This window comes from Bacillus sp. 0102A, from assembly GCF_036765155.1.
Classification (GTDB): Bacteria; Bacillota; Bacilli; order Bacillales; family Bacillaceae; genus Bacillus; species Bacillus subtilis_G.
The window spans coordinates 752,179-774,794 of the sequence record NZ_JBAIZW010000001.1; the positions used below are offsets into that span (position 1 = coordinate 752,179).

20 protein-coding genes, 1 pseudogene and 1 other annotated feature are annotated in these 22,616 nt (G+C 43.8%); of the genes and pseudogenes, 7 read left to right on the plus strand and 14 right to left on the minus strand.

All coding sequences use genetic code 11. The features are described 5' to 3' along the window. The first annotated feature begins 134 nt into the window (after positions 1-134). Genes V6D41_RS04115 through melA form a run of 5 tightly spaced genes read left to right on the plus strand, consistent with a single transcriptional unit; the run spans position 135 to position 5,532 of the window. Positions 135-1,169 carry a LacI family DNA-binding transcriptional regulator gene (locus V6D41_RS04115; RefSeq protein ID WP_333517363.1) on the plus strand — a complete coding sequence of 345 codons (1,035 nt, stop codon included), beginning with the start codon at positions 135-137 and terminating at the stop codon, positions 1,167-1,169. A gap of 33 nt (positions 1,170-1,202) precedes the next feature. Then, complete coding sequence (locus V6D41_RS04120; RefSeq protein ID WP_333517364.1) at positions 1,203-2,483, plus strand: ABC transporter substrate-binding protein; 1,281 nt, start codon at positions 1,203-1,205, stop codon at positions 2,481-2,483. Further along, positions 2,476-3,387: a carbohydrate ABC transporter permease gene (locus tag V6D41_RS04125; RefSeq protein WP_333517365.1), complete on the plus strand. Its 912-nt coding sequence runs from the start codon at positions 2,476-2,478 to the stop codon at positions 3,385-3,387. The genes V6D41_RS04120 and V6D41_RS04125 overlap by 8 nt, the downstream gene beginning before the upstream one ends. Next, positions 3,384-4,214, plus strand: coding sequence for a carbohydrate ABC transporter permease (locus V6D41_RS04130; RefSeq protein WP_333517366.1), 831 nt, complete (start codon positions 3,384-3,386; stop codon positions 4,212-4,214). Before V6D41_RS04125 ends, V6D41_RS04130 begins: the two co-directional genes overlap by 4 nt. A gap of 19 nt (positions 4,215-4,233) precedes the next feature. Beyond that, the gene (melA, locus tag V6D41_RS04135; protein WP_333517367.1) at positions 4,234-5,532 is read left to right on the plus strand and encodes an alpha-galactosidase MelA; all 1,299 of its coding nucleotides are present in this window, start codon (positions 4,234-4,236) and stop codon (positions 5,530-5,532) included. A gap of 22 nt (positions 5,533-5,554) precedes the next feature. On the opposite strand, the gene V6D41_RS04140 is transcribed toward melA, so the two are convergent. The 3 genes from V6D41_RS04140 to V6D41_RS04150 all read right to left on the minus strand — a co-directional run bounded on the left by V6D41_RS04140 (position 5,555) and on the right by V6D41_RS04150 (position 9,160). Next, positions 5,555-5,866 carry a rhodanese-like domain-containing protein gene (locus V6D41_RS04140; protein ID WP_333517368.1) on the minus strand — a complete coding sequence of 104 codons (312 nt, stop codon included), beginning with the start codon at positions 5,864-5,866 and terminating at the stop codon, positions 5,555-5,557. A 115-nt stretch (positions 5,867-5,981) separates the two neighbouring features. Continuing rightward, positions 5,982-8,396: a leucine--tRNA ligase gene (gene leuS, locus V6D41_RS04145; RefSeq protein WP_333517369.1), complete on the minus strand. Its 2,415-nt coding sequence runs from the start codon at positions 8,394-8,396 to the stop codon at positions 5,982-5,984. Between the two features lie 110 nt (positions 8,397-8,506). Further along, positions 8,507-8,721: a binding site (T-box leader), on the minus strand. A gap of 103 nt (positions 8,722-8,824) precedes the next feature. After that, entirely contained in the window at positions 8,825-9,160 is a 336-nt protein-coding gene (locus V6D41_RS04150) for a DUF4257 domain-containing protein (RefSeq protein ID WP_003223352.1), read from the minus strand. 403 nt (positions 9,161-9,563) lie between these two features. Between V6D41_RS04150 and V6D41_RS04155 the strand changes: the two genes are divergently transcribed. Continuing rightward, a complete protein-coding gene (locus V6D41_RS04155; protein WP_333517370.1) occupies positions 9,564-10,349 on the plus strand; it encodes a blue-light photoreceptor in 786 nt (261 codons plus the stop codon). A 31-nt stretch (positions 10,350-10,380) separates the two neighbouring features. Here the strand turns inward: V6D41_RS04155 and V6D41_RS04160 are convergent, their stop codons facing one another. After that, the gene (locus V6D41_RS04160; RefSeq protein WP_333517371.1) at positions 10,381-11,574 is read right to left on the minus strand and encodes an MDR family MFS transporter; all 1,194 of its coding nucleotides are present in this window, start codon (positions 11,572-11,574) and stop codon (positions 10,381-10,383) included. A 188-nt stretch (positions 11,575-11,762) separates the two neighbouring features. Here V6D41_RS04160 and V6D41_RS04165 point away from each other — a divergent pair, with 188 nt between their 5' ends. After that, the gene (locus V6D41_RS04165) at positions 11,763-12,509 is read left to right on the plus strand and encodes an LMBR1 domain-containing protein (protein ID WP_333517372.1); all 747 of its coding nucleotides are present in this window, start codon (positions 11,763-11,765) and stop codon (positions 12,507-12,509) included. A gap of 236 nt (positions 12,510-12,745) precedes the next feature. Here V6D41_RS04165 and V6D41_RS04170 read toward each other — a convergent pair whose 3' ends face one another. From V6D41_RS04170 to V6D41_RS04215, 10 genes and pseudogenes are all read right to left on the minus strand, one after another. Continuing rightward, positions 12,746-14,686, minus strand: a complete 1,941-nt coding sequence (locus V6D41_RS04170; protein ID WP_333517373.1) for an ABC transporter permease — start codon at positions 14,684-14,686, stop codon at positions 12,746-12,748. Beyond that, positions 14,676-15,437 carry a bacitracin ABC transporter ATP-binding protein BceA gene (gene bceA / locus V6D41_RS04175; protein ID WP_333517374.1) on the minus strand — a complete coding sequence of 254 codons (762 nt, stop codon included), beginning with the start codon at positions 15,435-15,437 and terminating at the stop codon, positions 14,676-14,678. Before bceA ends, V6D41_RS04170 begins: the two co-directional genes overlap by 11 nt. A gap of 101 nt (positions 15,438-15,538) precedes the next feature. Continuing rightward, positions 15,539-16,543, minus strand: coding sequence for a HAMP domain-containing histidine kinase (locus V6D41_RS04180; RefSeq protein ID WP_333517375.1), 1,005 nt, complete (start codon positions 16,541-16,543; stop codon positions 15,539-15,541). Continuing rightward, positions 16,536-17,230, minus strand: a pseudogene (bceR, locus tag V6D41_RS04185) (two-component response regulator BceR). The gene V6D41_RS04180 and the pseudogene bceR overlap by 8 nt, the downstream one beginning before the upstream one ends. Positions 17,231-17,326: 96 nt before the next feature. Continuing rightward, the gene (gene ytrF / locus V6D41_RS04190; RefSeq protein WP_333517376.1) at positions 17,327-18,637 is read right to left on the minus strand and encodes an ABC transporter permease YtrF; all 1,311 of its coding nucleotides are present in this window, start codon (positions 18,635-18,637) and stop codon (positions 17,327-17,329) included. Continuing rightward, positions 18,627-19,322: an ABC transporter ATP-binding protein YtrE gene (gene ytrE, locus V6D41_RS04195; RefSeq protein WP_333517377.1), complete on the minus strand. Its 696-nt coding sequence runs from the start codon at positions 19,320-19,322 to the stop codon at positions 18,627-18,629. Before ytrE ends, ytrF begins: the two co-directional genes overlap by 11 nt. 14 nt (positions 19,323-19,336) lie before the next feature. Beyond that, positions 19,337-20,314 (minus strand): ABC transporter permease YtrD, encoded by a 978-nt coding sequence (ytrD, locus tag V6D41_RS04200; RefSeq protein WP_333517378.1) that lies wholly within the window; start codon positions 20,312-20,314, stop codon positions 19,337-19,339. A 29-nt stretch (positions 20,315-20,343) separates the two neighbouring features. Beyond that, positions 20,344-21,330, minus strand: coding sequence for an ABC transporter permease YtrC (gene ytrC, locus V6D41_RS04205; protein ID WP_333517379.1), 987 nt, complete (start codon positions 21,328-21,330; stop codon positions 20,344-20,346). Continuing rightward, positions 21,324-22,202 carry an ABC transporter ATP-binding protein YtrB gene (gene ytrB, locus V6D41_RS04210; protein WP_333517380.1) on the minus strand — a complete coding sequence of 293 codons (879 nt, stop codon included), beginning with the start codon at positions 22,200-22,202 and terminating at the stop codon, positions 21,324-21,326. The genes ytrC and ytrB overlap by 7 nt, the downstream gene beginning before the upstream one ends. Beyond that, positions 22,195-22,587 carry a GntR family transcriptional regulator gene (locus V6D41_RS04215; protein WP_148962408.1) on the minus strand — a complete coding sequence of 131 codons (393 nt, stop codon included), beginning with the start codon at positions 22,585-22,587 and terminating at the stop codon, positions 22,195-22,197. Before V6D41_RS04215 ends, ytrB begins: the two co-directional genes overlap by 8 nt. Between the last annotated feature and the right edge of the window lie 29 nt (positions 22,588-22,616).

Genomic DNA, 22,616 nt, shown 5'->3' on the forward strand with positions numbered 1-22,616 from the left:
ATTTACTAAATGTTTAGTAAATATAACGAAATATTCCGAAAATAATTATTGTAACCGCTTACTTTCACATGATAATATCAATTTATAAAAAACAGATGAGTTCATATTTTACTAAATAGATGAGAGGGATTACCATGGTTCGAATTAAAGATATCGCCTTAAAAGCTAATGTTTCCAGTGCGACTGTTTCCAGGATTTTAAATGAAGATGAGTCGCTTTCTGTTGCGGGCGAAACGAGACAAAGAGTCATCAATATCGCTGAAGAGCTCGGCTATCAAACGGTTGCTAAACGCCGGAAAGCCCGCGGGCAAAAACAGCGGACCCAACCACTGATCGGCGTACTGAGCTGTCTGTCCCCTGATCAGGAACGGCAGGACCCTTATTTTTCTTCGATTCGCAAAGGCATTGAAAAAGAATGCTTTGAACAGGAAATTTTCATTACAAATTCGATTCATCTCGGTTCCTTTCAGGAGCATATCTTTCGGGAACTGGATGGTGTCATTGTCATCGGCCGTGTTCATGATGAAGCAGTTAAGCATATCAGCGGAAGGCTGGAGCATGCCGTATTTATCAATCATTCTCCTGATCCGCAAACATACGATTCGATTGGCATTGATTTTGAATCCGCTTCACGCCAAGCGGTTGATCACCTTTTCGGTCTTGGTTACAAACGGCTAGGTTACATTGGCGGACAGGAAAAAGAGCATACGCTGAAGGACGGCCAAAGCATCCGCAGAACAATTGAAGACAAACGGCTGACCGCCTTTTTGGAGTCCGCCGTCCCCCAGCCTGAGCATGTGCTGATCGGAGAATACAGCATGCGTGATGGTTATCGCCTGATGAAGAAAGCAATCGCTCAAGGTAATCTGCCGGAAGCATTCTTTATCGCCAGTGATTCCATGGCGATCGGCGCATTAAAAGCGCTCCAGGAAGCCGGACTGCAAGTGCCGCCGGATACAGCGATTGTCAGCTTTAACGGCATTGAAGAAGCTGAATTTGCCAGCACGCCATTAACAACGGTGAAGGTGTACACAGAGGAAATGGGCCGTACAGGCGTAAAACTGCTGCTTGACCGCCTAAATGGCCGAACGCTTCCTCACCATGTCACCATGCCCACAACATTAATCGTGAGACAAAGCTGCGGCTGTACAACTAAGGAGGTGACATAAGAAAACAATCATCACGATGATAAGGAGGAAAAGATGAAACACACTTTTGTTTTATTTCTCTCTCTTATTCTAGTTATTCTGCCCGGCTGCTCAGCAGAGAAAAGCTCAGCAGATATCGAAAAAAAGACGTTAACCATTTATTCTACAATGTCAACGGACAGTGAAAGAGCTACGTTCAGAAAACTGGCGGCAGCGTTTGAAAAGGAACACAGTGACATTCGAGTCAGCCTTCATTTCCCAGGCAATGACTATGAAAATATGATGCGTGTCAGAATGGCAGCCAATGACTTGCCTGATCTTTTCGATACACATGGCTGGGGGAAAATCAGGTACGGAGAATATACAGCGGATCTCCGGGATATGGAATGGACTCAAGGTCTCGATCCCAATTTAAACAGCATCCTTAAAAATAAAAGCGGAAAGGTGTATGCCTATCCGATCAATCAGGCAAAAGACGGTCTGGCATATAACCGCAATATGTTAGACCGTTACGGCATTGCCCCGCCGGAAACGATGGATGACTTTTTGAAAGCACTGAGAACGATTAAAGAAAAGAGCAAAGGAAGCATCGTTCCCTTCTGGTTTGCCGGATATGACAAAAGCTCATTTGCCCAATATTACGACCAATTCGCTACGCCTCTTCTCATCACAGATCCTGCCCATAATGAAAAAAAACAGCTCATCAACGGCACCTTTAATTGGAGCAAATTCACTTACTTATCAGACATCCTTAAACAAATGCAGAAAGAAAAACTGATTAATATTGACGCTGTAACCGCAAAAAAATCACAACTCATTGAATTAATGGCTCAAAACAAAATCGCCTTTACAATGCAAGGCGGCACACTCGGCCAAGACGTTGCCCAGATCAATCCGAACGTCAAGGTTGGCATCATCCCGACACCTGCCATACATGCCGGAGATGATCCGATATGGATCGGCGGTGAACGCTACACGCTTGCAGCTTGGAAAGACTCGCCTCATGTAAAAGAAGCGAAAGAATTCATCGCATTTATGGCCCGTCCCGCCAATGCCAAACAAATGGCTGAAGCCACATCGCTTCCATCAGGGCTGACCAATGTAAAAGCTGATATTTTCTACGCAAATGACTATGAGCATTATCAGGATGTCAAAGTCGAGCCTTACTTCGACCGTTTATACCTGCCAAACGGAATGTGGGACGTTCTGGGCACGGCCGGGCAGGAACTTGCTGCTGACATTTTGACGCCTCAAGAGATTTCAAAGAAGCTGGGAAGAGAATACAAACGACTACGGGAGCAATCGGAAACACAGGGAGCTGAAAACAATGAGTGATATCGCAAGAGACGTTCATGTGAAACAGGTTAAGCCGAAAAAGCAGTCCTCACTTTGGTGGATGTACATTCCTGCTTTGCTCTCCGTTCTAGTCTTTATGATTTATCCGTTTGTGAAAGGCGCATTGATCACCTTTACAAACTGGAACGGCTTTTCACAAATCTACCAATGGGTGGGATTCGTGCAATATGAAAGGCTGTTTTCTGATCCCGATACTTGGCACATCTTAAAAAACACGCTGCTTTACGGGCTCGGCAGTACCTTTTTTCAAAATGTGGTCGGACTCCTGTACGCCCTGCTCTTGAATCAAAGCATCAAAATGAAGGCGATAACAAGAACAATTGTCTATTTGCCGGTCATGATAAGCCCGCTCATCATGGGCTATATTTGGTACTTTTTCTTCTCCTACGACGGAGGCGCGCTTAACGATTTGCTCGGTGTATTTGGCATCGGCCCGATCAATGCGCTCGCCAGTCCGTCGCTCAATCCGTGGCTCATTGTCATGATAAACACGTATCAATATGTCGGGATTGCTATGGTTGTCTACTTAGCCGGCCTGCAAAGCATTCCGAAAGACTACTATGAAGCTGCGCAAATGGATGGCGCGAGACAAGGCCAGCAGTTTTTCACGATCACGCTGCCGCTGTTAATGCCCTCGATCACGATTAATATGGTCATCAACATTATCGGAGGCTTAAAGCTGTTTGATATCATTATCGCGCTCACCGCGGGCGGCCCCGGAAATGCGTCACAATCCATGTCCACGTTTATGTATGATTTGTATTTCAAACGGCAGGATGCCGGCTATGCCGCAACGCAAGGCATATTTATGGCATTTGTCATTTTGATCATCAGCTTTTGCGCGCTTGCGTACTTTAAAAGAAAGGAGACGGAAATGTCATGAAAGCCGCCCGTTCAAAAAAACTGCGGATCGTTACGCTTTTTGTCGCCATTGTAGCCTGTGCGCATTTTATTCCTTTTTACATCCTGCTGACCACTTCATTGAAAGCAAAAGGAGACTACAGTTCGAAATGGCTGTTTCCAGCTGACATCTCCTTTCACAATTTTTCAGAAGCATGGGAACGTGCTTCATTAGGAAATTCTTTTATAAACACCATCATCATCACAGGTTTTTCTGCCTTGTTATTGATCATATTCGGCTCTCTTGCCGCCTACCCTCTTGCCCGGCGGGAAACGAAGCTGAATAAAGCCGTTTTTGCCTTGCTGATTTCCATTATGATCATCCCTCCGTTAACATCCATGGTCCCCTTGTACAGAATGGTTGTGGACGCCGGCATGGTTAATACACACGCAATCGCCATTTTGATCAATACAGCGGCTTATATGCCGTTAACCGTATTCTTGTATTCAGGCTTTATCCGTTCGACCATTCCAAAAGAGATTGAAGAAGCCGCACGAATAGACGGCGCAGGCATGCTGAAAATCTTTTTTACGATCGTGTTTCCTCTATTGAAACCGATCACTGCGACCATCTGTATTATCTCTTGTGTCTTCATCTGGAACGACTATCAGTTTGCGATTTTCTTTTTACAAGACCAAAAGGTTCAGACATTAACAGTGGCCATGGCAGGTTTTTTCGGAGAAAACGCCAACAATCTGCACTTAGTTGCCGCAGCCGCGCTTATGGCGATGCTGCCGATGGTTATTCTGTTTTTGGCGCTGCAAAAATACTTTATTGCCGGCCTGTCATCCGGAGCGGTAAAGGGATAAGGTTAAAGGAGGAAGCCATATGAAAAAGATTACATTTATTGGTGCAGGGAGCACTATTTTCGCCAAAAATGTTTTGGGAGACTGCTTGTTAACAGAAGCGCTGAATGGTTTTGAATTCGCCCTTTACGACATTGATCCAAAACGCCTGCAGGAATCCCAGCTCATGCTTGAAAACCTGAGAGACCGCTATAACCCGAGTGTGGCCATCAACAGCTATGATGATAGAAAACTCGCCTTGCAGAACGCAAGCTATGTCATCAATGCCATTCAGGTTGGAGGATATAAACCGAGCACAGTCATAGATTTTGAGATTCCTAAACGGTACGGGCTGCGTCAGACGATTGCCGACACAGTTGGCATCGGCGGGATCTTCAGATCACTCAGAACCATCCCGGTCTTATTTGATATCGCAAAAGATATGGAGGACATGTGCCCGGATGCGTGGTTTTTAAATTATACAAATCCGATGGCCTCTCTTACAGGCGCCATGCTTCGCTATACTAGCATCAAAACAATCGGGCTCTGCCACAGTGTCCAAGTGTGCACGAAGGATCTATTCAAATCTCTTGGAATGGAGCATGGCGGAATCGAGGAGCGCATCGCGGGCATCAACCATATGGCTTGGCTTTTGGAAGTCAAAAAAGACGGCGTAGATCTATATCCAGAAATCAAAAGGAGAGCAAAAGAAAAACAAAAAACAAAACACCATGATATGGTGCGGTTTGAATTGATGGATAAGTTCGGCTATTATGTCACGGAATCGTCCGAACACAACGCAGAATACCATCCATACTTTATTAAACGGAACTATCCCGAGCTGATCAGCGAGCTGCAAATCCCGCTCGATGAATATCCAAGAAGATGCGTCAAACAGATTCAAAATTGGGAGAAAATGCGGGATGAAATCGTCAATAATAAAAACCTTACGCACGAACGCTCAAAGGAATATGGTTCAAGAATTATAGAAGCAATGGAAACGAACGAGCCGTTCACCTTCGGGGGAAACGTCTTGAATGCAGGGCTGATCACCAATCTTCCTTCAAAAGCGGTTGTGGAAGTGACATGCGTCGCCGACAGAAAAAAAATAACGCCGTGCTTCGCCGGAGAACTGCCTGAGCAGCTTGCAGCCTTAAACCGGACGAATATTAATACACAGCTGATGACAATTGAAGCCGCTGTCACACTGAAAAAAGAAGCGGTTTACCAAGCCGCAATGCTGGATCCGCATACAAGCGCGGAACTTTCCATGACTGACATCATCTCCATGTGTGACGATTTATTCACAGCACACGGCGATTGGCTGCCGGAATACAAATAAAAAACTAGGGGACCGCTCTCCCCTAGTTTTTTGGTTTTGTTTCGCCTTCCCAGGCCATCATGCCGCCTTCAACGTTGACGGTTTTAAAGCCCTGCTCATCCAAGTACCTGCAGACATTCATGCTACGCATGCCTGAGCGGCAGATAAACACGTACTCTTTGTCTTTATCAAGGGTGTCCATTTTTTCAGGAATATCCCCCATGCGAATATGAACGGCTTGCGGGATCATGCCTTCCGCCACCTCTTCATCTTCTCTGACATCAATCAAATATAACTCTTCGTCCGCTTCAATTTTTTCTTTTAAAACGGCTGTGCTGATTTCTTTTATCTCCAAAGAAAACACTCCTATTCACAATGATCATGTTCAGTATAGCAAAGTCAGCCGGGCGATTGCTATTCAGAGGCTGATGAAAAAAATCCCCTTTCGGCAAGGGGATTTTTTCTCAGGCTTAGTTTGCCACAATATTGACAAGCTTGCCAGGCACCGCGATGATTTTTCGAATCGTTTTGCCTTCAAGCTGCTCTTTGACCTTTTCATCTGCTTGAGCAAACTGTTCCAGCTGTTCTTTCGTCGCATCGGTAGGAACCTGTAATTTCGCTTTTACTTTTCCGTTCAGCTGAACAACGATTTCAACTTCATCATCCACAAGTTTTGTTTCATCATATACGGGCCAAGCTTCATAAGCAATCGTATCGGAATGGCCAAGCTTCTCCCAAAGCTCTTCCGCTAAGTGAGGCGCGATTGGAGAAAGAAGCTTTACGAAGCCTTCCACATATTCTTTTGGAAGCTCTGACGCTTTATAAGCTTCATTAATAAAGACCATCAGCTGGGAAATACCCGTGTTGAAACGAAGACCTTCGTAATGATCTGTGACTTTCATGACCGTTTCATGATATACGCGCTCCAATGTTTCACCAGCGCCTTCAACGATTTTGCCATTAAGCTCACCGCTTTCTTCAACAAACAGGCGCCATACACGGTCAAGGAAGCGGCGCGCGCCGTCTAAGCCTGATTCAGACCAGGCGATTGAAGCATCAAGCGGTCCCATGAACATTTCGTACAATCTTAACGTATCAGCGCCGTGAGAGGCAACGATTTCGTCAGGGTTGACAACGTTCCCTTTAGATTTACTCATTTTTTCGTTGTTTTCGCCGAGAATCATTCCTTGGTTGTACAGCTTTTGGAACGGTTCTTTCGTCGGCACTACACCGATATCATAAAGGAACTTATGCCAGAAACGGGCATACAGAAGGTGAAGCACGGCATGTTCTGCGCCGCCGATATACATATCAACCGGAAGCCATTTTTCCAATTTCTCTGGTGATGCCAGCTGATCCGGGTTACGTGGATCAATATAGCGCAAGAAATACCAGCAGCTTCCCGCCCATTGCGGCATTGTATTCGTTTCTCTTCTTCCTTTTTTCCCTGTCTCAGGGTCTGTGACTTCCACCCACTCTTTGATGTTCGCAAGCGGTGATTCGCCTGTTCCGCTCGGTTTGATTTCATCCGTTTTCGGCAAAATCAGCGGCAGCTCCTCTTCCGGCACAGCCGTTGATGTTCCGTCTTCCCAATGAATGACCGGAATCGGCTCGCCCCAATAACGCTGGCGGCTGAAGAGCCAGTCACGCAGACGGTATGTCACTTTCTTCTCGCCGTTTTTCGTTTCTTCCAGCCAAGCGATCACTTTCGCAATTGCTTCCTGCTTGTTAAGGCCGTTTAGAAAATCAGAGTTCACGTGTTCGCCGTCGCCAGTGTACGCTGCTTCCTCAACGTTTCCGCCTTTCACAACTTCCTTCACCGGAAGGCCGAATGTTTTGGCGAATTCAAAATCACGCTCATCGTGACCAGGAACCGCCATGACAGCACCTGTTCCATATGATGCAAGAACGTAATCCGCAATCCAGATCGGCAATGTTTCTCCGTTTACAGGATTGATCGCATAGGCTCCTGTGAAAACGCCCGTCTTTGTTTTCGCAAGATCTGTACGCTCAAGGTCACTCTTTGATTGAATTTCTTTGATATATGCTTCTACAGCTTCTTTTTGCTCTGCCGTTGTGATGTGTTCCACCAATGCGTGTTCCGGAGCAAGTACAGTGTATGTAGCGCCAAACAGCGTATCTGGTCTTGTCGTAAATACCGTAAAGGATTCATCATGTCCATCTACAGCAAAATGAACGTGCGCACCTTCAGAACGGCCGATCCAGTTGCGCTGCATATCTTTAATGCTTTCCGGCCAGTCAAGCTCTTCCAAGTCTTCGAGAAGCCTGTCCGCATAAGCGGTGATTTTCAGCATCCACTGCCTCATCGGTCGTCTCTCTACCGGATGGCCGCCGCGTTCGCTCTTGCCGTCAATGACTTCTTCATTGGCAAGAACCGTCCCGAGGGCAGGGCACCAGTTTACAGGCACTTCGTCAACGTAAGCAAGGCCTTTTTCGTATAGCTTTAAGAAAATCCACTGCGTCCATTTATAGTATTCAGGGTCAGTCGTATTGATTTCACGATCCCAGTCATATGAGAAGCCAAGCGACTGAATTTGGCGGCGGAAATTATCGATATTCTGCTTCGTAAACACAGCGGGATCGTTCCCTGTATCAAGCGCGTATTGTTCAGCCGGCAAGCCGAATGCGTCCCAGCCCATTGGATGAAGGACATCATGGCCTTGCATACGCTTCATACGGGACAGGATATCCGTGGCTGTATACCCTTCAGGATGGCCGACATGCAAGCCCGCTCCTGACGGGTAAGGGAACATGTCCAGCGCGTAAAATTTTTGTTTTTCATTATGATCAAGAGTGGCAAATGTTTTGTTTTCAAGCCAGTATGTTTGCCATTTCTTTTCTATCTCTTTGTGCTGAAAACTCAAAGTAAAAAACCTCCTTCTGATTGAATACGGCGTGTATGGTTCAAGTATTGACGGGAAGGAGAGAATTATATTCAGAATATTCCCAAACTAAAAAAAACTCCCTCATCCCAAAAAGGGACGAGAGACTTTCGTTTTCCCGCGGTACCACCCTCGTTAGCGCGGCATGCGCCGCACTCACTTGATACTTTTAACGCAGTTATGCGTCAGCGGCTTTTCACCGCTGCAACTCTGAGGTGAGTTCGGAAACAAACTTGATTGACTTTCACCAGCCGTCAACTCTCTGCAACAATATCTGCTTCCTACTGCTCCTCTTCATTGTTCTTATCGCAACCGTAATCTTAACTGTATTTTATAGAATTCTGTTCATAAGTGCAAGCAGGTTTGTATACAATGGGAATGTACCCTGAACGGGCGGAGATTGAGGACAATTATTCGGGTGGAGTTTTGGTTTGACGTTTGGACTCGGCCGGTTCGCCGCCGCTGTTCATTTCTCTCACAAAGTCAAAACTTCTGAGAACAGCTTCACCGCCGTAGCCTGAGATAATGGATAAGATGACAAGTTGAATTCCTGAATCGGGGTCAGCGGATAATACAAGTAAAATGGAAGCTGTCATTCCGATAAACCAATCTTCCAAAAATCCAAGGTAGATAAACCGCTTCGTCATTCTGGGTTTCTCCAGCCTGCCTCTCTTTTTCACATGACCGAGAATCCCCATGATTCCTCCAATTACACAAGCAATAAGTACCTGATGCAGCATCTTCATCATCACCTTCCTAAAGCCCTTATTTCGTAAAGCGACTTCAGGCCATCCAGCCCCCTTAAACGATTCCGATGATTTTCGATATCTACATACTGGCAAATCTGAAAAAAGCTTGTTTCTTCCATTATATGTGAACACATGATCGGTAAGCTTGATGCATTGGATTCATTTTTCACCCAGTGACATTGACCTAGTCACTCATTAAGCTTCTATAAACTTTCCGTTCATATGTTCAATTTCTGTTCTTATTTTTAGTGTATACGAGGACAAGCCTTGATGACAAACAACAAACTGCGCGCTTGCTTGAATCAGAACATGTGTTGTGCTACGGTTACTGTATAATTCATTGTAAAAAGGGGAATACAAGGCTTTCGCACAGCAAGCTGGCGGCCTAAGGGGGATTTATATGGCTAGTTTTCAATCATTTGGAATACAAGGACAGCTGGAAGTCATCAAAAAAGCGCTTGATCATGCGCGAGTCGGTGTGGTCATTACAGACCCCGCACTTGAAGATAATCCTATTGTCTACGTAAACCAAGGCTTTGTTCAAATGACCGGTTATGAAGCCGGAGAGATTTTAGGAAAGAACTGCCGCTTCTTACAGGGGAAACACACAGACCCTGCTGAAGTAGAAAACATTAGAACCGCTTTACAACATAAAGAGCCGGTTACCGTTCAGATCCAAAACTACAAAAAAGACGGAACGTTATTCTGGAATGAATTGAATATTGACCCGCTCGAGATTGAAGGCAAGACCTATTTTGTCGGAATTCAAAAAGATATCACCCGGCAAAAAGAGTATGAGAAGCTTCTCGAGGATTCCCTCACAGAAATCACTGCACTTTCAACGCCTATTGTCCCGATTCGCAACGGCGTTTCCGCTCTTCCGCTAGTCGGCAACCTGACAGAGGAGCGATTTAATTCCATCGTCTGCACATTGACGAATATCTTATCAACATCCAAAGATGATTATTTGATCATTGATTTATCAGGACTGGCACAAGTGAATGAACAAACCGCCGATCAAATTTTCAAGCTGAGCCATTTGCTGAAATTAACCGGAACCGAATTAATCATTACCGGCATTAAACCCGAATTGGCCATGAAAATGAATAAACTGGATGCCAATTTTTCATCGCTGCAAACATATTCAAATGTAAAGGATGCCGTTAACGTGCTTCCGATCATGTAAAAAGATCCCGCTCATCCGGCGGGATCTTTTATTATGAAGAGATTGATGCTTGTTTATTTGTTTCTTTAGCCGGTTTTATCCGTTTGTCATATAAAAGCGTTGTGCCGATACTGATCATCAGCAAAACCAAAAGAGATAACACAAGAGCTTGAATGCCGAAATGATCGACAAGCAAACCGCCGAACAACGGACCAATCATTCTGCCGCCTGTCGCCGCGCTGTTGACAAAACCTTGATAAAATCCTTCCTTCCCTTTAGGGGCAAGCTGGTTGGCTATTGTCGGCACCGCAGGCCAGACAAGCATTTCCCCGATGGTCAAGATCACCATGGCAGCCAGAAACATCGGGAAGTGCTTTGCCGTCAGCAGCATACTGAAGGATACAATAAAAATGATAAATCCGATGACCATTTGCGCCTTTAGAGACTCCGCCCATTTTTTCACCACAAAGCTGACAAGCGGCTGGCCAAACACAATTAAAATTCCGTTGACCGTCCACAGCACACTGTATAAGGAAAGGGATATTCCAATGCTTTGCGTGTACGAAGCAATCGTGGTAGACCATTGAGAATAAGCCAGCCATCCGAGTACATAGCCGCTGCTTAAAATGATGAGCGCGGCAAATTTCGCTTTGCTGTTTACAGCATCATAATCAAGCACAGACGTTTGGGACGCATCCTTCGTCTGAATATTTCGAAATCCGAAATATACGATAAAGAAAAAGGCCATATACAATACAGCATTCGCCAAAAATACATATGAAAACGAGAAAGAAGCCACGGCACCTCCAAGTGCTGAGCCGACGGCCACACCCGCGTTTTGTGCGACATAGATCGCATTAAATGCCTTTCTTCCCCCTTCAGGCCACACCGATCCAGCCATTGCATAGCTTGCCGGAAAAACAACACCGGAACCAAATCCCACTATCGTCAGCAGCACAATGTAGGCCGGCCAATCATGAAAAAAGACAAGGCCCAGCAGGCTTGCCAACGTAATCGCAATCCCGAGCATAATTGATTTAAAGCCGCCGATTTTATCAAACAAAAAACCGCCGCTTAAATTCCCAACCACACTGGCGCCTGAATTCAGCATCAAAACAAGCCCGGCTACTGTTAACGACTTCCCTAAATGATTATGGATATAAATCGTATTCAGCGGCCATAAAAAAGAAGCACCCGTCACATTAATAAACATTCCAATGACTAAAATTTTAAGAGCACGCGGCATACTCATCCCCCTTTCTCGCCTAAAAAAATTCATGAAAAAAACGAAACCTAAAATGGCTCCGTACGAATCGAGTGATCATAGCACATTCATTCTATCTGTCTATTTCACATTTTTCAACTGATGTGCGTGAAAAAATCTAACAAATATTGTTTGAAAAATGTAAAATAAATAGAAAAAGGGGTAATGTTATGGAAATGATATTATTATTCTTAGGATTTCTTGCATGTCTCATTTCGCTTGGCTATGGATTGTATCATCTTGTCAGATATGTGCTGAAAAAGGAAAAATGTTTCTCTAAGAGACTCTTTTGGCCGCTTTTGATAGGAGGCCTGGTGCTGCTCGTCACCGGAGCAGCATTGACAGACCCAGACGCTGCAGTAGCAAATGCCGAGAAAAAATATTCAGCGCTAAACGCCGAATATAAAAGCCTTACAAAAGAGCATGAAGCACTAGAGAAAGAATATGAAGCGGCCAGTTCTAAAGCAAAGAAATTGAAGGACAACACAAAAGACCAAGACAAACTACAGCAGCTTGAAAAAGAAAATAGTGATCTAAAAAAGACTCAGAAATCATTAAAAGCAGAAATGAAAGAGCTTCAAGAAAATCAAAAACAGCTCAAAGAAGATACAAAAACAGTAAAGGCTGAAAATGAAGCACTGCAGCAAGATAAAACACAGCTTGAAAAGCAATTAAAACAGACGAAAAGCCAAACTGCAAGTTCACAAGAAAACGCTGGAAGTTCTTCTAGCAATACGAATAAAAGTAATGAAACCAAAACAGCTGCCACAGCAGAAGGCTGTAATATAAAAGGCAGCAAAAGCGGCATCTATCACACACCGGGCAGTACATACTATGACCGGACAACCGATCCGGCTGAAATGTTTTGCTCAGTGGAAGAAGCTGAAGCCGCCGGTTACCGGCCGCCAAAACGATAAACGAAAAGCTCCAGAACCTCTGGAGCTTTCAGATTGTTGACAAAATCCTAAAACGGTTTAGTTTTAGGATTTTGTCATCTTTTCAGCGTGGTTGAAAACCCTTGAAGTCTAGGAAAGGCGAGCATTGGAGCGGAGCGAATGTCCTAATTCGTGAGCACCAACGCACAGGCTTGACAACGAATGCAAGGGTTTGTCGACACGCTGAAAGCTCCAGAACCTCTGGAGCTTTTGCTGTTTCACAACGACGATTTAATAACCTTCTTATAATAAAGAACGGACAGAAAACCAAAAATGGAGTAGAGCGCGGTGTATAACACCATCACCAGAATCATCGGCGCCCACACCTCTGATCCGAATAAGAACCAGCCGGATTGGACGGCAAAGTAGCTGTGGAAGAGGCCGACAACAAGCGGAATGCCGAAGTTATACATTTGTTTGATGCGTATTCCCTTCATCAAATCGCCTTGTGTAAACCCGAGTTTTCTCAAAATCGTATAATTCGGTTTTTCATCTTCACTCTCACCCATTTGTTTAAAATAAAGGATACAGCCAGATGTAATCAGAAACGTTAATCCTAAGAAGCCAACGATGAACATCACGATACCAAATAGTGATTTTTGTGCGATGCTTGCATCCAGCCTTGATAAATGCTGGTCTTTCTTGTTCACCTTTTGAAATAGCTCATTTGCTTTATCCAGCTGGTCTTCATGCTTCACATTGACGGTGATACATTCAGATTGCGCCAGTTGAATGCGGGGATCTTTGTTTTTGTTCAGATATTGAAACAGGCTGTCATCCACTATGACAGCGGGCAATCCCCCGCTCGTAAACGGAAAGGAGAGAAGAAATTCTTTTCTTAACCCTTTGTATTGTAGAGATGTCGTCTTATGCTTGCTTTTCACTTTTATGCTGCCTGAATCTTTTAAGCCCATGATTTTTTGCAGTAAATCGTTATATCCGGATAAAACGGCTTCCCCTTCTGGCACATCGACCTGTTCCACCTCTTTGTCACTCACAACCGCAAGCTGCATGTTATGGGGATCACCCTGCATTTCCTTCGGGTCTCCATCCATAATATTTGCAATGTCAACATTCACTTGCAGGAAAGGGGTTTCTTTTTTTACATATGAAATGTTGCGTTCATTCAAACTGCTTTCAAATTCTTTGGCATCTTTCTCATTCATGAATGAAAAATCAGCCGCTACATTTTGTTCAGCAGTCTTTTCTGCCGAGTAATACGAAATATAAGCGAGCGATAACAGCCCAATGGCGAGCGCTGAAACGGTTGTAATAATCGTCAATAACAACGCGTTCGATTTCATTCTGAACATGATTGATGACAGTGACAGGACTTCGGAGATATTTAAGTAGCCGCCCTTGCTTTTTCGAATGATGTTCGAGATAAACGTAACCGAACCTTTATAAAAGAGAAACGTTCCGACAATGACAGCCCCCAGAATAAAGCTCATCGCGCCGAACAGTTCATTCATGGTCTTAAATTTACCGCCAAACAGCTCAGAAGACACATAGTATCCTGTCAAAATCAGCACGATGCCTAAAGCGCCGATCAGCATCTGGAAAAATGATATTCTCTTCACTTGGTCTTCAGTAGATGACGTCACTTTAAACAAAGATAAAATACTTTGTTTTTTGATAAACGTATAATTCATCACCATGATTAAAAGGTAAATGCCGCAGAATACAATGATCGTTTGGATCAAGGCCTGACCGGAAAAATGCAGTTTCGCCTCAGCTTTGACGTCGACAATTTTGAACAGAATCATCAGGACAAGCTTCGATATCGAAAACCCCGCAGCTACCCCGATCGCTAAGGAACTGAAATACAGCATAATATTTTCCGCACTTAAAATGCGAAAGATTTTATGCTTCGTCATTCCGATTAATTGAAAAAGCCCGATTTCTTTACTCCGTCTTTTAATAAAAATCGTATTGGCATATAATATGAAGATCGACACCACGACCACAAGCAAAATCGAAGCGGTTTTAATGGCAGCGGCTCCCTTGATTGAAGACTTCACTTCATTAATTGCAGGATCATATTGGAGTGTGACAAAGGCGAAATAAAGCGCCACGCTAAAAATCAGCGCAAACACATACAAATAGTAATTCCGAAGATTCTTTTTCAGATTTCTTAGGATGAGCTGATTAATGTTCATGCTGCACCCCGCCTAACACGCCTTGCGTTTTCATAATGTCCTGGAAAAACGTTTGTCTGTCTTGGCCTCCTTTATTCAGCTGTGTATACATTTGCCCGTCCTTAATAAAAATCACTCTTCCGCAGTAGCTGGCAGCGACAGGGTCATGGGTGACCATGATAATAGTGGCATTGCGTTTTTGATTGAGCTGGCTCAGCTTGTTTAATAGATCAGAGGCTGATTTTGAATCAAGCGCGCCCGTCGGCTCATCTGCGAAAATAATGCTCGGTTCATGAATAAATGCTCTCGCGGCAGATGTGCGCTGCTTCTGGCCGCCGGAAATTTCATTTGGGTACTTATCACGGAGTTCATCAATGCCCAGCTCTTTCGCCACCTCTTCGAACTTGCGAATCGCTTCGCTTTTGGGCATTTTTGTAATCGATAACGGCAAAAGGATATTTTCTTTTACTGTCAGCGTGTCCAGCAGATTGTAATCTTGAAAGATAAAGCCTAAATGCTGTTTTCTGAATTCAGCCAGCTGCTTTTCCTTCATTGATGTCATGTCATTTCCGTCAATGTTAATGGTTCCGTCACTGACCTGATCAATGGAGGACAGAACATTGAGCAAAGTTGTTTTCCCAGAACCTGACGCCCCCATAATACTGACAAATTCACCTTTTTGAATATGAATATCAATGCCTTTGAGCACTTCTTGTTTATTCAGCTTGTTTCCATAGCTTTTTCGAATTTTATTCGCTTGTAAGATCATCATTCCTATAATCTCCTTTATATTGGATACTCTCATTATAAAAAGGAATGCCGGGCTTTTCCTTCGATACGGCGAACAAAAAAGAAAAGCATGTGACATTTTCGTCACACGCCTATGACTCGTTCAAATTGATTCCGTTTGGGGAAAGTTAATGTAAAAACGGTTCCCGCACCGGACTCCGAACGTACATCAATATGGATCATTAACGGAGCCGCGGCTTTTTTCGCCAAGTACAGCCCCATGCCAGTGGACGCTTGATCATGATGATCCGTTGTGGATGTAAATCCTTTATCAAAAATACGCGGCACATCTTTTTGATCAATGCCCCTGCCACAGTCTTTCACTTCAAGCTGCGTCCGTTCCCCTTTATGAAAGCTTTTGATCACAATCTCAGAGCCGTCGCTGTATTTTACTGCGTTTGTCAGCAGCTGCCTGATGATAAACGCCAGCCACTTTGCATCGCTCAGCACTTCCTCAGCCTCTAGCTGAATATCAAAGCCAATCCCTTTTTGGATACACCATGATTGTAAATCTTTGATCTCCTTGAAAATCAGAGGCTGAAGCTGAATGCATTCTACAGACAGATCGTTTTCAATAAATGACATGCGCTTTTGATGAAGCTGTTGATCTAGAAGCAGGTGAATTCGCATCCATTCATACGATAGCTGGGCTTTCAAAGCTTGGTCTTCCATTCTGTCAATGATTAAATGCATCGCTGTTAATGGGGTTTTGACCTCATGGATCCATGCCATCAGCTCATCTTTTTCATTTTCTAATGCCAAGCGATGCCGGGCTGCGGTTTGTTTCAAATGCTCCGTTTGTCCGGTAATGCTTCTATCAACCATCGATTCAAACGGCGTTTCCGGTTCATTTATGGCTGTCACATCAAGATTGTTCTCCCAAGTTTTCAAGCTTTTATAAAACGCCGTTTCTTTCAGATAGCGGACCCAAATGAAAATGATAAAAAACAAGACACACAAATACACCATATAAAGAACATTGTTAAATGAAATCGAGGAATCAACAAAAGCAATGAAGAGCATCAAAACCTGCTGAAACAAAAACACGGCAATCCAGCTTCGCCTTTCAGTAAGGAATGCTTTAATCATAGAAATGATCCTCTTCCTTCGCCATGTAGCCTTGGCCGACTTTCGTCTCGATATATGTGCCAAGCTGCAGGGCGTCCAGTTTTTTCGCAGGCGATTGACATTGACGGTCAGCGTATTATCACTTACAAACCGCTCATCGTTCCACAAGCTTCTGATCAGCTCTTCACGGCTGACAATCTTGTTTTTTTGTTCTATTAATTGTTTGAGAATGAACATTTCATTTTTCGTCAGTTCAACAGAGCCTTTCTCATTGCTGACGAGGTTCTGCTCCGCGTCTATGGCAGCCCCGCACCACGTTTTGAGCGTGCTCGGCTCTGTATTATAATGATACACACGCCGGAAGATCGCTTGGATTTTCGCAATCAGCACATCAAAATGAAACGGCTTTTGAATAAAGTCATCTGCCCCGAGCTGCATGGACATCACCATATCAGCAGGATGATCCCGTGACGATAAAAAGAGAATCGGAACATTTGACCGGGAGCGGATCAGCCGGCACCAATGAAACCCGTCAAATTTAGGCAGCTGAACATCAATAATGACACAATCAGGCTTAACCGCTGCAAATTCCTGCAGCACTTGACTGAAATCCTGAATGCCGTATACATCATAGGACCATCCCGTTAAACGATCCTTGATTTCATGAAACAGCGATTCATCATCTTCAATCAGCAAAAGTTTAAACAATCGACTCACCGCGCTTTTTCCTTTTTTATCAAGTGTATAGCAAATCGCCTTCAGGCGCTATAGAGAAAGCCGGCTGTCTCAGCCGGCTCGTACGCATTATAATTCTCTTCTTAACGCTGTCAGCACGTTGGTTTTGGTCGCTTTTCTCGCCGGGTTCATACCGGAAATCACCGCTACCCCTCCGCAAATCACAACAGCGATGATCACAAGGCTGGCCGGGATGTAGGAGAATGTGTAATTCAAATCGCCCGCATCGCTTCCGCTTGTCGCCGCGAGAATCATTGGAACAGCCAGGTTGACAAGGAAGCTTACGCCATAAGAAATGATAATCCCTATCACACAGCCTAAAATCCCGATATACGCGCTTTCCATCAGGAACATTCGGCGAATAATGGACGGACTTGCCCCAATCGCTTTCATAATCCCGATCTCCTGCGTTCTTTCTGTCACCGCCATCGTCATCGTGTTAAAAATGCCGATTGCTGAGATAATAACCGCGATACATCCGACAAAGATCAGGCCGATTTTAAAGACCATGAAGAAGGTGTTGACACCCTCGAGCTCGGTAGTCACTGACATGACATAATATCCGTCATCTGTCAGATCCTTTGTCAGCTGTTCCACATTCTCAAATTTATCAGCAAAAACGCCAGTGTTTTTTTCAACATTTCCGCCTTTGAAATCTAAGAATTCCGAAAAATCCTTCTTGAATTGATCACTGATGAAAATATTTGAGTCCTCCATCCAATCTTGAGATGGCTTTTTTGTAATACCGACAATTTTAAAGTCATATGTTTTTGTTTTTTCAACATCTCCTGTTTTAGGATCAGTTTTTGATACACTTAATTCAATCGTTTTGTTCAGAATATCTTTCGTATAGCCTTCTGGTTCCTTTATATCTTCCGGGTTTCCTTTTGCTTCCTCGATTTTTTTGTTATACGCTTCCGATTCTTTTTTCGTCAATAATTTCTTTGCAAAGTCGTATCCTACTACGATTTCATTTTCCGACTTTGCGACTCTTCCTTTTTCCAACTCCATATTGGCCTTTAGTTCATCATTCATATTGGTAAAGATGAGATTTGAGCTTTCATTTGTGCGATTGCCTAAAGTTGCTTTGTTAGGCTCATACACTTGCGTTCTTTCTACAACTGACCTTACATGATCATATTTCTCTAAATCAGCTTTTTTAATGGGCTTATCACCATCTGAACCCATTACACTGACTTTCGTCACAACCTGCTGGCTCATCGTGATATCTGTAATTGTCTTTTGAATGCCGAATCCAACCGACGACAGCACTACCAAAAACGCACACGCCATTGTCGTGGCCAGCACTGTCATAAAGACGCGGAGCCTGTTTTTCTTCATATTTCTCCTGATAAAATGAACCTGATCCTTAAACCTCAACCGTAATTCCCCCTTTTAACACACCGTCATGAAGCTGAAATTTTGAATGTCCAATAGAAGCGACTTCATCATCGTGGGTAATGATCACAAATGTAATGCCTCGCTCGCGATTCAACTGCTGAATCAAACCCAACACTTCCTGTTCCGTTTCTGAATCGAGGCTTCCCGTCGGCTCATCCGCTAAAATAATGGATGGGTTTAAAATCAATGCCCGCGCAATACTGACACGCTGCTGCTGGCCGCCTGACAGTTCATTTGGATAATGAGCAGCGTGGTTTTCCAAACCGACGCGTTTCAGCATGTCCTGCACCTTTTGCTTGCGCTCTGCCGGTTTAATCCCTTTTAACGCCAGCGGCATTTCAACATTTTCGTAAGTCGTTAATCCCGGGATAAGCTGAAAGCTTTGAAAAATAAAGCCAAAGTGCTCAAGGCGGAACTGAGCCCATTCCTTTTCATTAAAGCCCGTCACATCAGTGCCATTAATGACAATCCGCCCTTTTGTCGGAGATATGTAGCCGGAAATTAAATTCAAAAGCGTTGATTTTCCTGAGCCGCTTCTCCCGACAATACAGGCGATTTCACCTTTCGCTACATTTAAGGAAACACCCTTCAATACTGGTACTTCATTCTCACGGCCCTTTTTACCGATCGTGAAAGAATGGTCAATATGCTGAACATCAATCATATTTTCTCTCTCCCTTACACATGTTTTGTTTTTTTATAAATCGCAAAATAACTGATGAAGAAACCAATTACGGCGCCCGCAGCCATGCCGATGACATAACCGGTAAAGCTCTCGCTTGCAGAAAATCCAAAATAGCCGAAACCCGTAATTCCTATGATAATAACGATTATCTGCACTGGACGGTCAAGCGGCTTCCATAAGAAGAAATACCCGTTTCTTTCATTAGACAGTTTTACAAAGCTAATATAGCCGATGATGTAGAAGATGATAGTCATGATAGCCGGAATCACCAAATAATGAGGTGTATTCTCCACCCATTTCGAGTCTACATAGGTTATTAGAATTAAATACCGCACCCATTCTGGTACTGGACCATGAATGAACTCTATTGATCCGCCAAAAAGGATCTCAAGGTTGATCATAGGCAGGCTGATGAGTAAAAACGGCGAAATAGTCACAGTAAATGAAACCAAAAGCTGTGCAAAAATATGGCCTGTCAGTGCTCCGCCAGCCATAACCAAAGAATAAGCCAACATGCTGACAATGATCATTCCCAAGCTGTAGTTGTGAAAATAAATGGCCTGATCAGGCTTCAAAAGCACGAGCAGCAAAACGGATAAAACATATCCTATAAGTTGCGGCATCACAATCACCATTCCGCCTGTAAGGAACTTCGCATTAAATATCTGCCCTCGTGTATATGGAAGGCTTAATGTAAAATCAAACAAGCCCTTGCTTCGTTCAATCCCAAGCTGGCTGACCGCTAAAACGACTCCCCAAATCCAAAAAAATGAGATAAATGTGCCGTTTAAATAGTTAATCGTAAATACACAGGATCCGCTCCAATCGTTCTGATTAGCCACGCAGCCTTGATATGAGATGTACGTATTTAATACGGTAAAAGGATTGCTAAGCAGAAATACCAAAAAAATCATGATGAGCAGCGCTTTATTTTGCTTCCACTCTTTATAAAATAGCCCGGAATCCGGCACATCACTTCACTCCAAACCGAAAGTATTTCTTAAGTTTTCATTTTCTTATAAATAGAGAAGTAGCTCACTAAAAATCCAACTACGGCTCCAATAATCATTCCAAAAATGTAACCCATGATGGAATGTCCGGCTGAATATCCAAATAAACCAAAACCAAGAATACCGAAAGACATAACCAGAATTTGTACAGGACGGTCTAATCTGTTCCAAAGGAAAAAGTGTCCGTTTCGCTCACTTGGATGCTTTTTGAAGCTTATATAGCCAATCAAGTAAAACAGAATGCTCATGGCAGCTGGAATCAATAAAATATAATTACTGTCAGACAACCATCCATTTGCAACGTAACCAATAGGTACAAGATATGATAAATTGCTTGCCAGTGAGAAATACGCCTCAGGGGAAGGGGACATTTCCCATATACTCACGCCAAAAACAACTTCAAAGTTTCCAACCGGCAATGCAACAATTAAATATGGTAATGCCGCAGCAGCAAATGCCGTTAATAACTGGGCAAAAACATTCCCCGTTAATGCCCCAGCGGCCATCAACAAACAGTAAGCCATAAAACTAATGACGATTACTCCAACACTGCTGTGCTCAAAAAAGTAGACGTGTTCAGGGTTATAGACAAGAATTAGCAGCCAAGCAAGTAAAAAGCCAAGCAATTGCGACAGCATAATCACTAAACCGCCTAACCAAAATTTCGTCTGGAAAATTTGGCTTCTGTTATATGGGAGGCTTAATATAAAATCCATCGTGCCTTTCGAACGTTCCATTCCCAAGAAGCAAACCGCCAAAATGACACCTGGCATCCAGTTGATATCTATCAGATTGCTTACTCTATAATTGACAATAAAATCACAATATTGCGGGTCTTGATGCGCAAGACACCCTTGGTAAGACAAATACGTATTCACAATAGAGAGCGGATTTGCCAGCATTAAAAACACAATACTTAGCAAAATCACCACTTGATTCTGCTTCCACTCTCGATAGAGGAGACCTCGGTCTACCATCTCCGCTTCCCTCCAAACTTCGCAATGAACACTTCTTCCAAGTTGACAGGAAGCTCGTTCCACACTTTTGGCTTCAGTTCTCTTAAAAAGCTCATTTTCTCCTCGTCACTTTTGGGAATCAATACCGTATAGAACACGCCGGCCTGATCGAGCATCGGAATATTTTGTTCTCTGATCTCCAAGTTGACATCTGTATCAAACGCCATTTGAATTTTGATGTATTCTTCTTTTAGCTCATCAAGATCCATCACATTCGTCAGCCTGTTATCTTCGAGAAAACCGATTCGGTTGCACATCCGTTCTATGTCCTCAAGCCGGTGAGAGGTGATCAGAATGCTCGTATCACGCTCTGCCACTTCATCGACCATCAGCTGCAGCACATCGTGCCTTGTCACCGCGTCTATTCCATCCGTAGGCTCATCAAGAAGAATCAGCGCCGGTCTCGCCGCAAACGACAGAACGAGCGACAGCTGTTTTTTCAGGCCCGTCGACAGCTCACGGTACTTTTTCGTTTCTGGAATTTCGTATCTATTCATCAACTCATTCGCGTACGTGACGTCAAAGTTCGGATAAATTCTTCTCAGGATGTCGACAAGCTGCTTATATGTATACTTGTCGTAAAAAGGGTTTTGAACGGGCATGTAGATCATATTTTGTTTGACCTTCGGATGCTTTTTGATTTCTACGCCGTCAAACAAAATCGTCCCGCTGTCTGCGAAAATGATTTGCTGGATTAAACGGAGCATCGTCGTTTTGCCTGACCCATTGCGGCCGAGAAGCCCGAAGATTTCTCCTTTTTCAATCGTTAATGAAACATCTTTTAATACTTGATTGCCGTCAATCGTTTTTGACAGCTGCCGTAATTCAATCATCCTCTTGCCCTCCTTTCACATCCATGCTGATTTCCTTCAGCCATTCCTGCAGTTTTTCCAGCTCAACCCCTGCATAATGGGCATCGATGATGAGCTGTTTCAGTTGCTCTTTAATCATCGTCATCTTCCCTTCAACCAAAGTTGTTTTCGCTTGCTCCGAAATATAGGTCCCTCTGCCCCGCAGCGTTTCGATAATCCCTTCACGCTCAAGCTCTTTGTAAGCTTTGCTGACAGTGTTCGGATTCGCAATAATGATCGTCGCCAATTCTCTGACAGAAGGAAGCTTATCACCGGGCGTCATGATCCCTTTTAAACAAAGCTCTTTCATTTGCTGAATGATTTGTTCGTAAATGGGTGTTGAGCTTCTTGGATCGATTTGAATCATTTACTTCCCTACTTTCTATACGATCTGAA

Bases quoted from the DNA above. Each gene is read 5' to 3' on its own strand.
- V6D41_RS04150 (WP_003223352.1), bottom strand. From the start codon at position 9,160: ATGAAGATGCTGCATCAGGTACTTATTGCTTGTGTAATTGGAGGAATC.
- ytrB (WP_333517380.1), bottom strand. From the start codon at position 22,202: ATGATTGAATTACGGCAGCTGTCAAAAACGATTGACGGCAATCAAGTA.
- ytrC (WP_333517379.1), bottom strand. From the start codon at position 21,330: ATGGTAGACCGAGGTCTCCTCTATCGAGAGTGGAAGCAGAATCAAGTG.
- V6D41_RS04215 (WP_148962408.1), bottom strand. From the start codon at position 22,587: ATGATTCAAATCGATCCAAGAAGCTCAACACCCATTTACGAACAAATC.
- melA (WP_333517367.1), top strand. From the start codon at position 4,234: ATGAAAAAGATTACATTTATTGGTGCAGGGAGCACTATTTTCGCCAAA.
- ytrE (WP_333517377.1), bottom strand. From the start codon at position 19,322: ATGATTGATGTTCAGCATATTGACCATTCTTTCACGATCGGTAAAAAG.
- V6D41_RS04180 (WP_333517375.1), bottom strand. From the start codon at position 16,543: ATGATTAAAGCATTCCTTACTGAAAGGCGAAGCTGGATTGCCGTGTTT.
- V6D41_RS04130 (WP_333517366.1), top strand. From the start codon at position 3,384: ATGAAAGCCGCCCGTTCAAAAAAACTGCGGATCGTTACGCTTTTTGTC.
- V6D41_RS04115 (WP_333517363.1), top strand. From the start codon at position 135: ATGGTTCGAATTAAAGATATCGCCTTAAAAGCTAATGTTTCCAGTGCG.
- V6D41_RS04170 (WP_333517373.1), bottom strand. From the start codon at position 14,686: ATGAACATTAATCAGCTCATCCTAAGAAATCTGAAAAAGAATCTTCGG.
- V6D41_RS04165 (WP_333517372.1), top strand. From the start codon at position 11,763: ATGGAAATGATATTATTATTCTTAGGATTTCTTGCATGTCTCATTTCG.
- V6D41_RS04155 (WP_333517370.1), top strand. From the start codon at position 9,564: ATGGCTAGTTTTCAATCATTTGGAATACAAGGACAGCTGGAAGTCATC.
- V6D41_RS04120 (WP_333517364.1), top strand. From the start codon at position 1,203: ATGAAACACACTTTTGTTTTATTTCTCTCTCTTATTCTAGTTATTCTG.
- V6D41_RS04125 (WP_333517365.1), top strand. From the start codon at position 2,476: ATGAGTGATATCGCAAGAGACGTTCATGTGAAACAGGTTAAGCCGAAA.
- bceA (WP_333517374.1), bottom strand. From the start codon at position 15,437: ATGATGATCTTACAAGCGAATAAAATTCGAAAAAGCTATGGAAACAAG.
- V6D41_RS04160 (WP_333517371.1), bottom strand. From the start codon at position 11,574: ATGCCGCGTGCTCTTAAAATTTTAGTCATTGGAATGTTTATTAATGTG.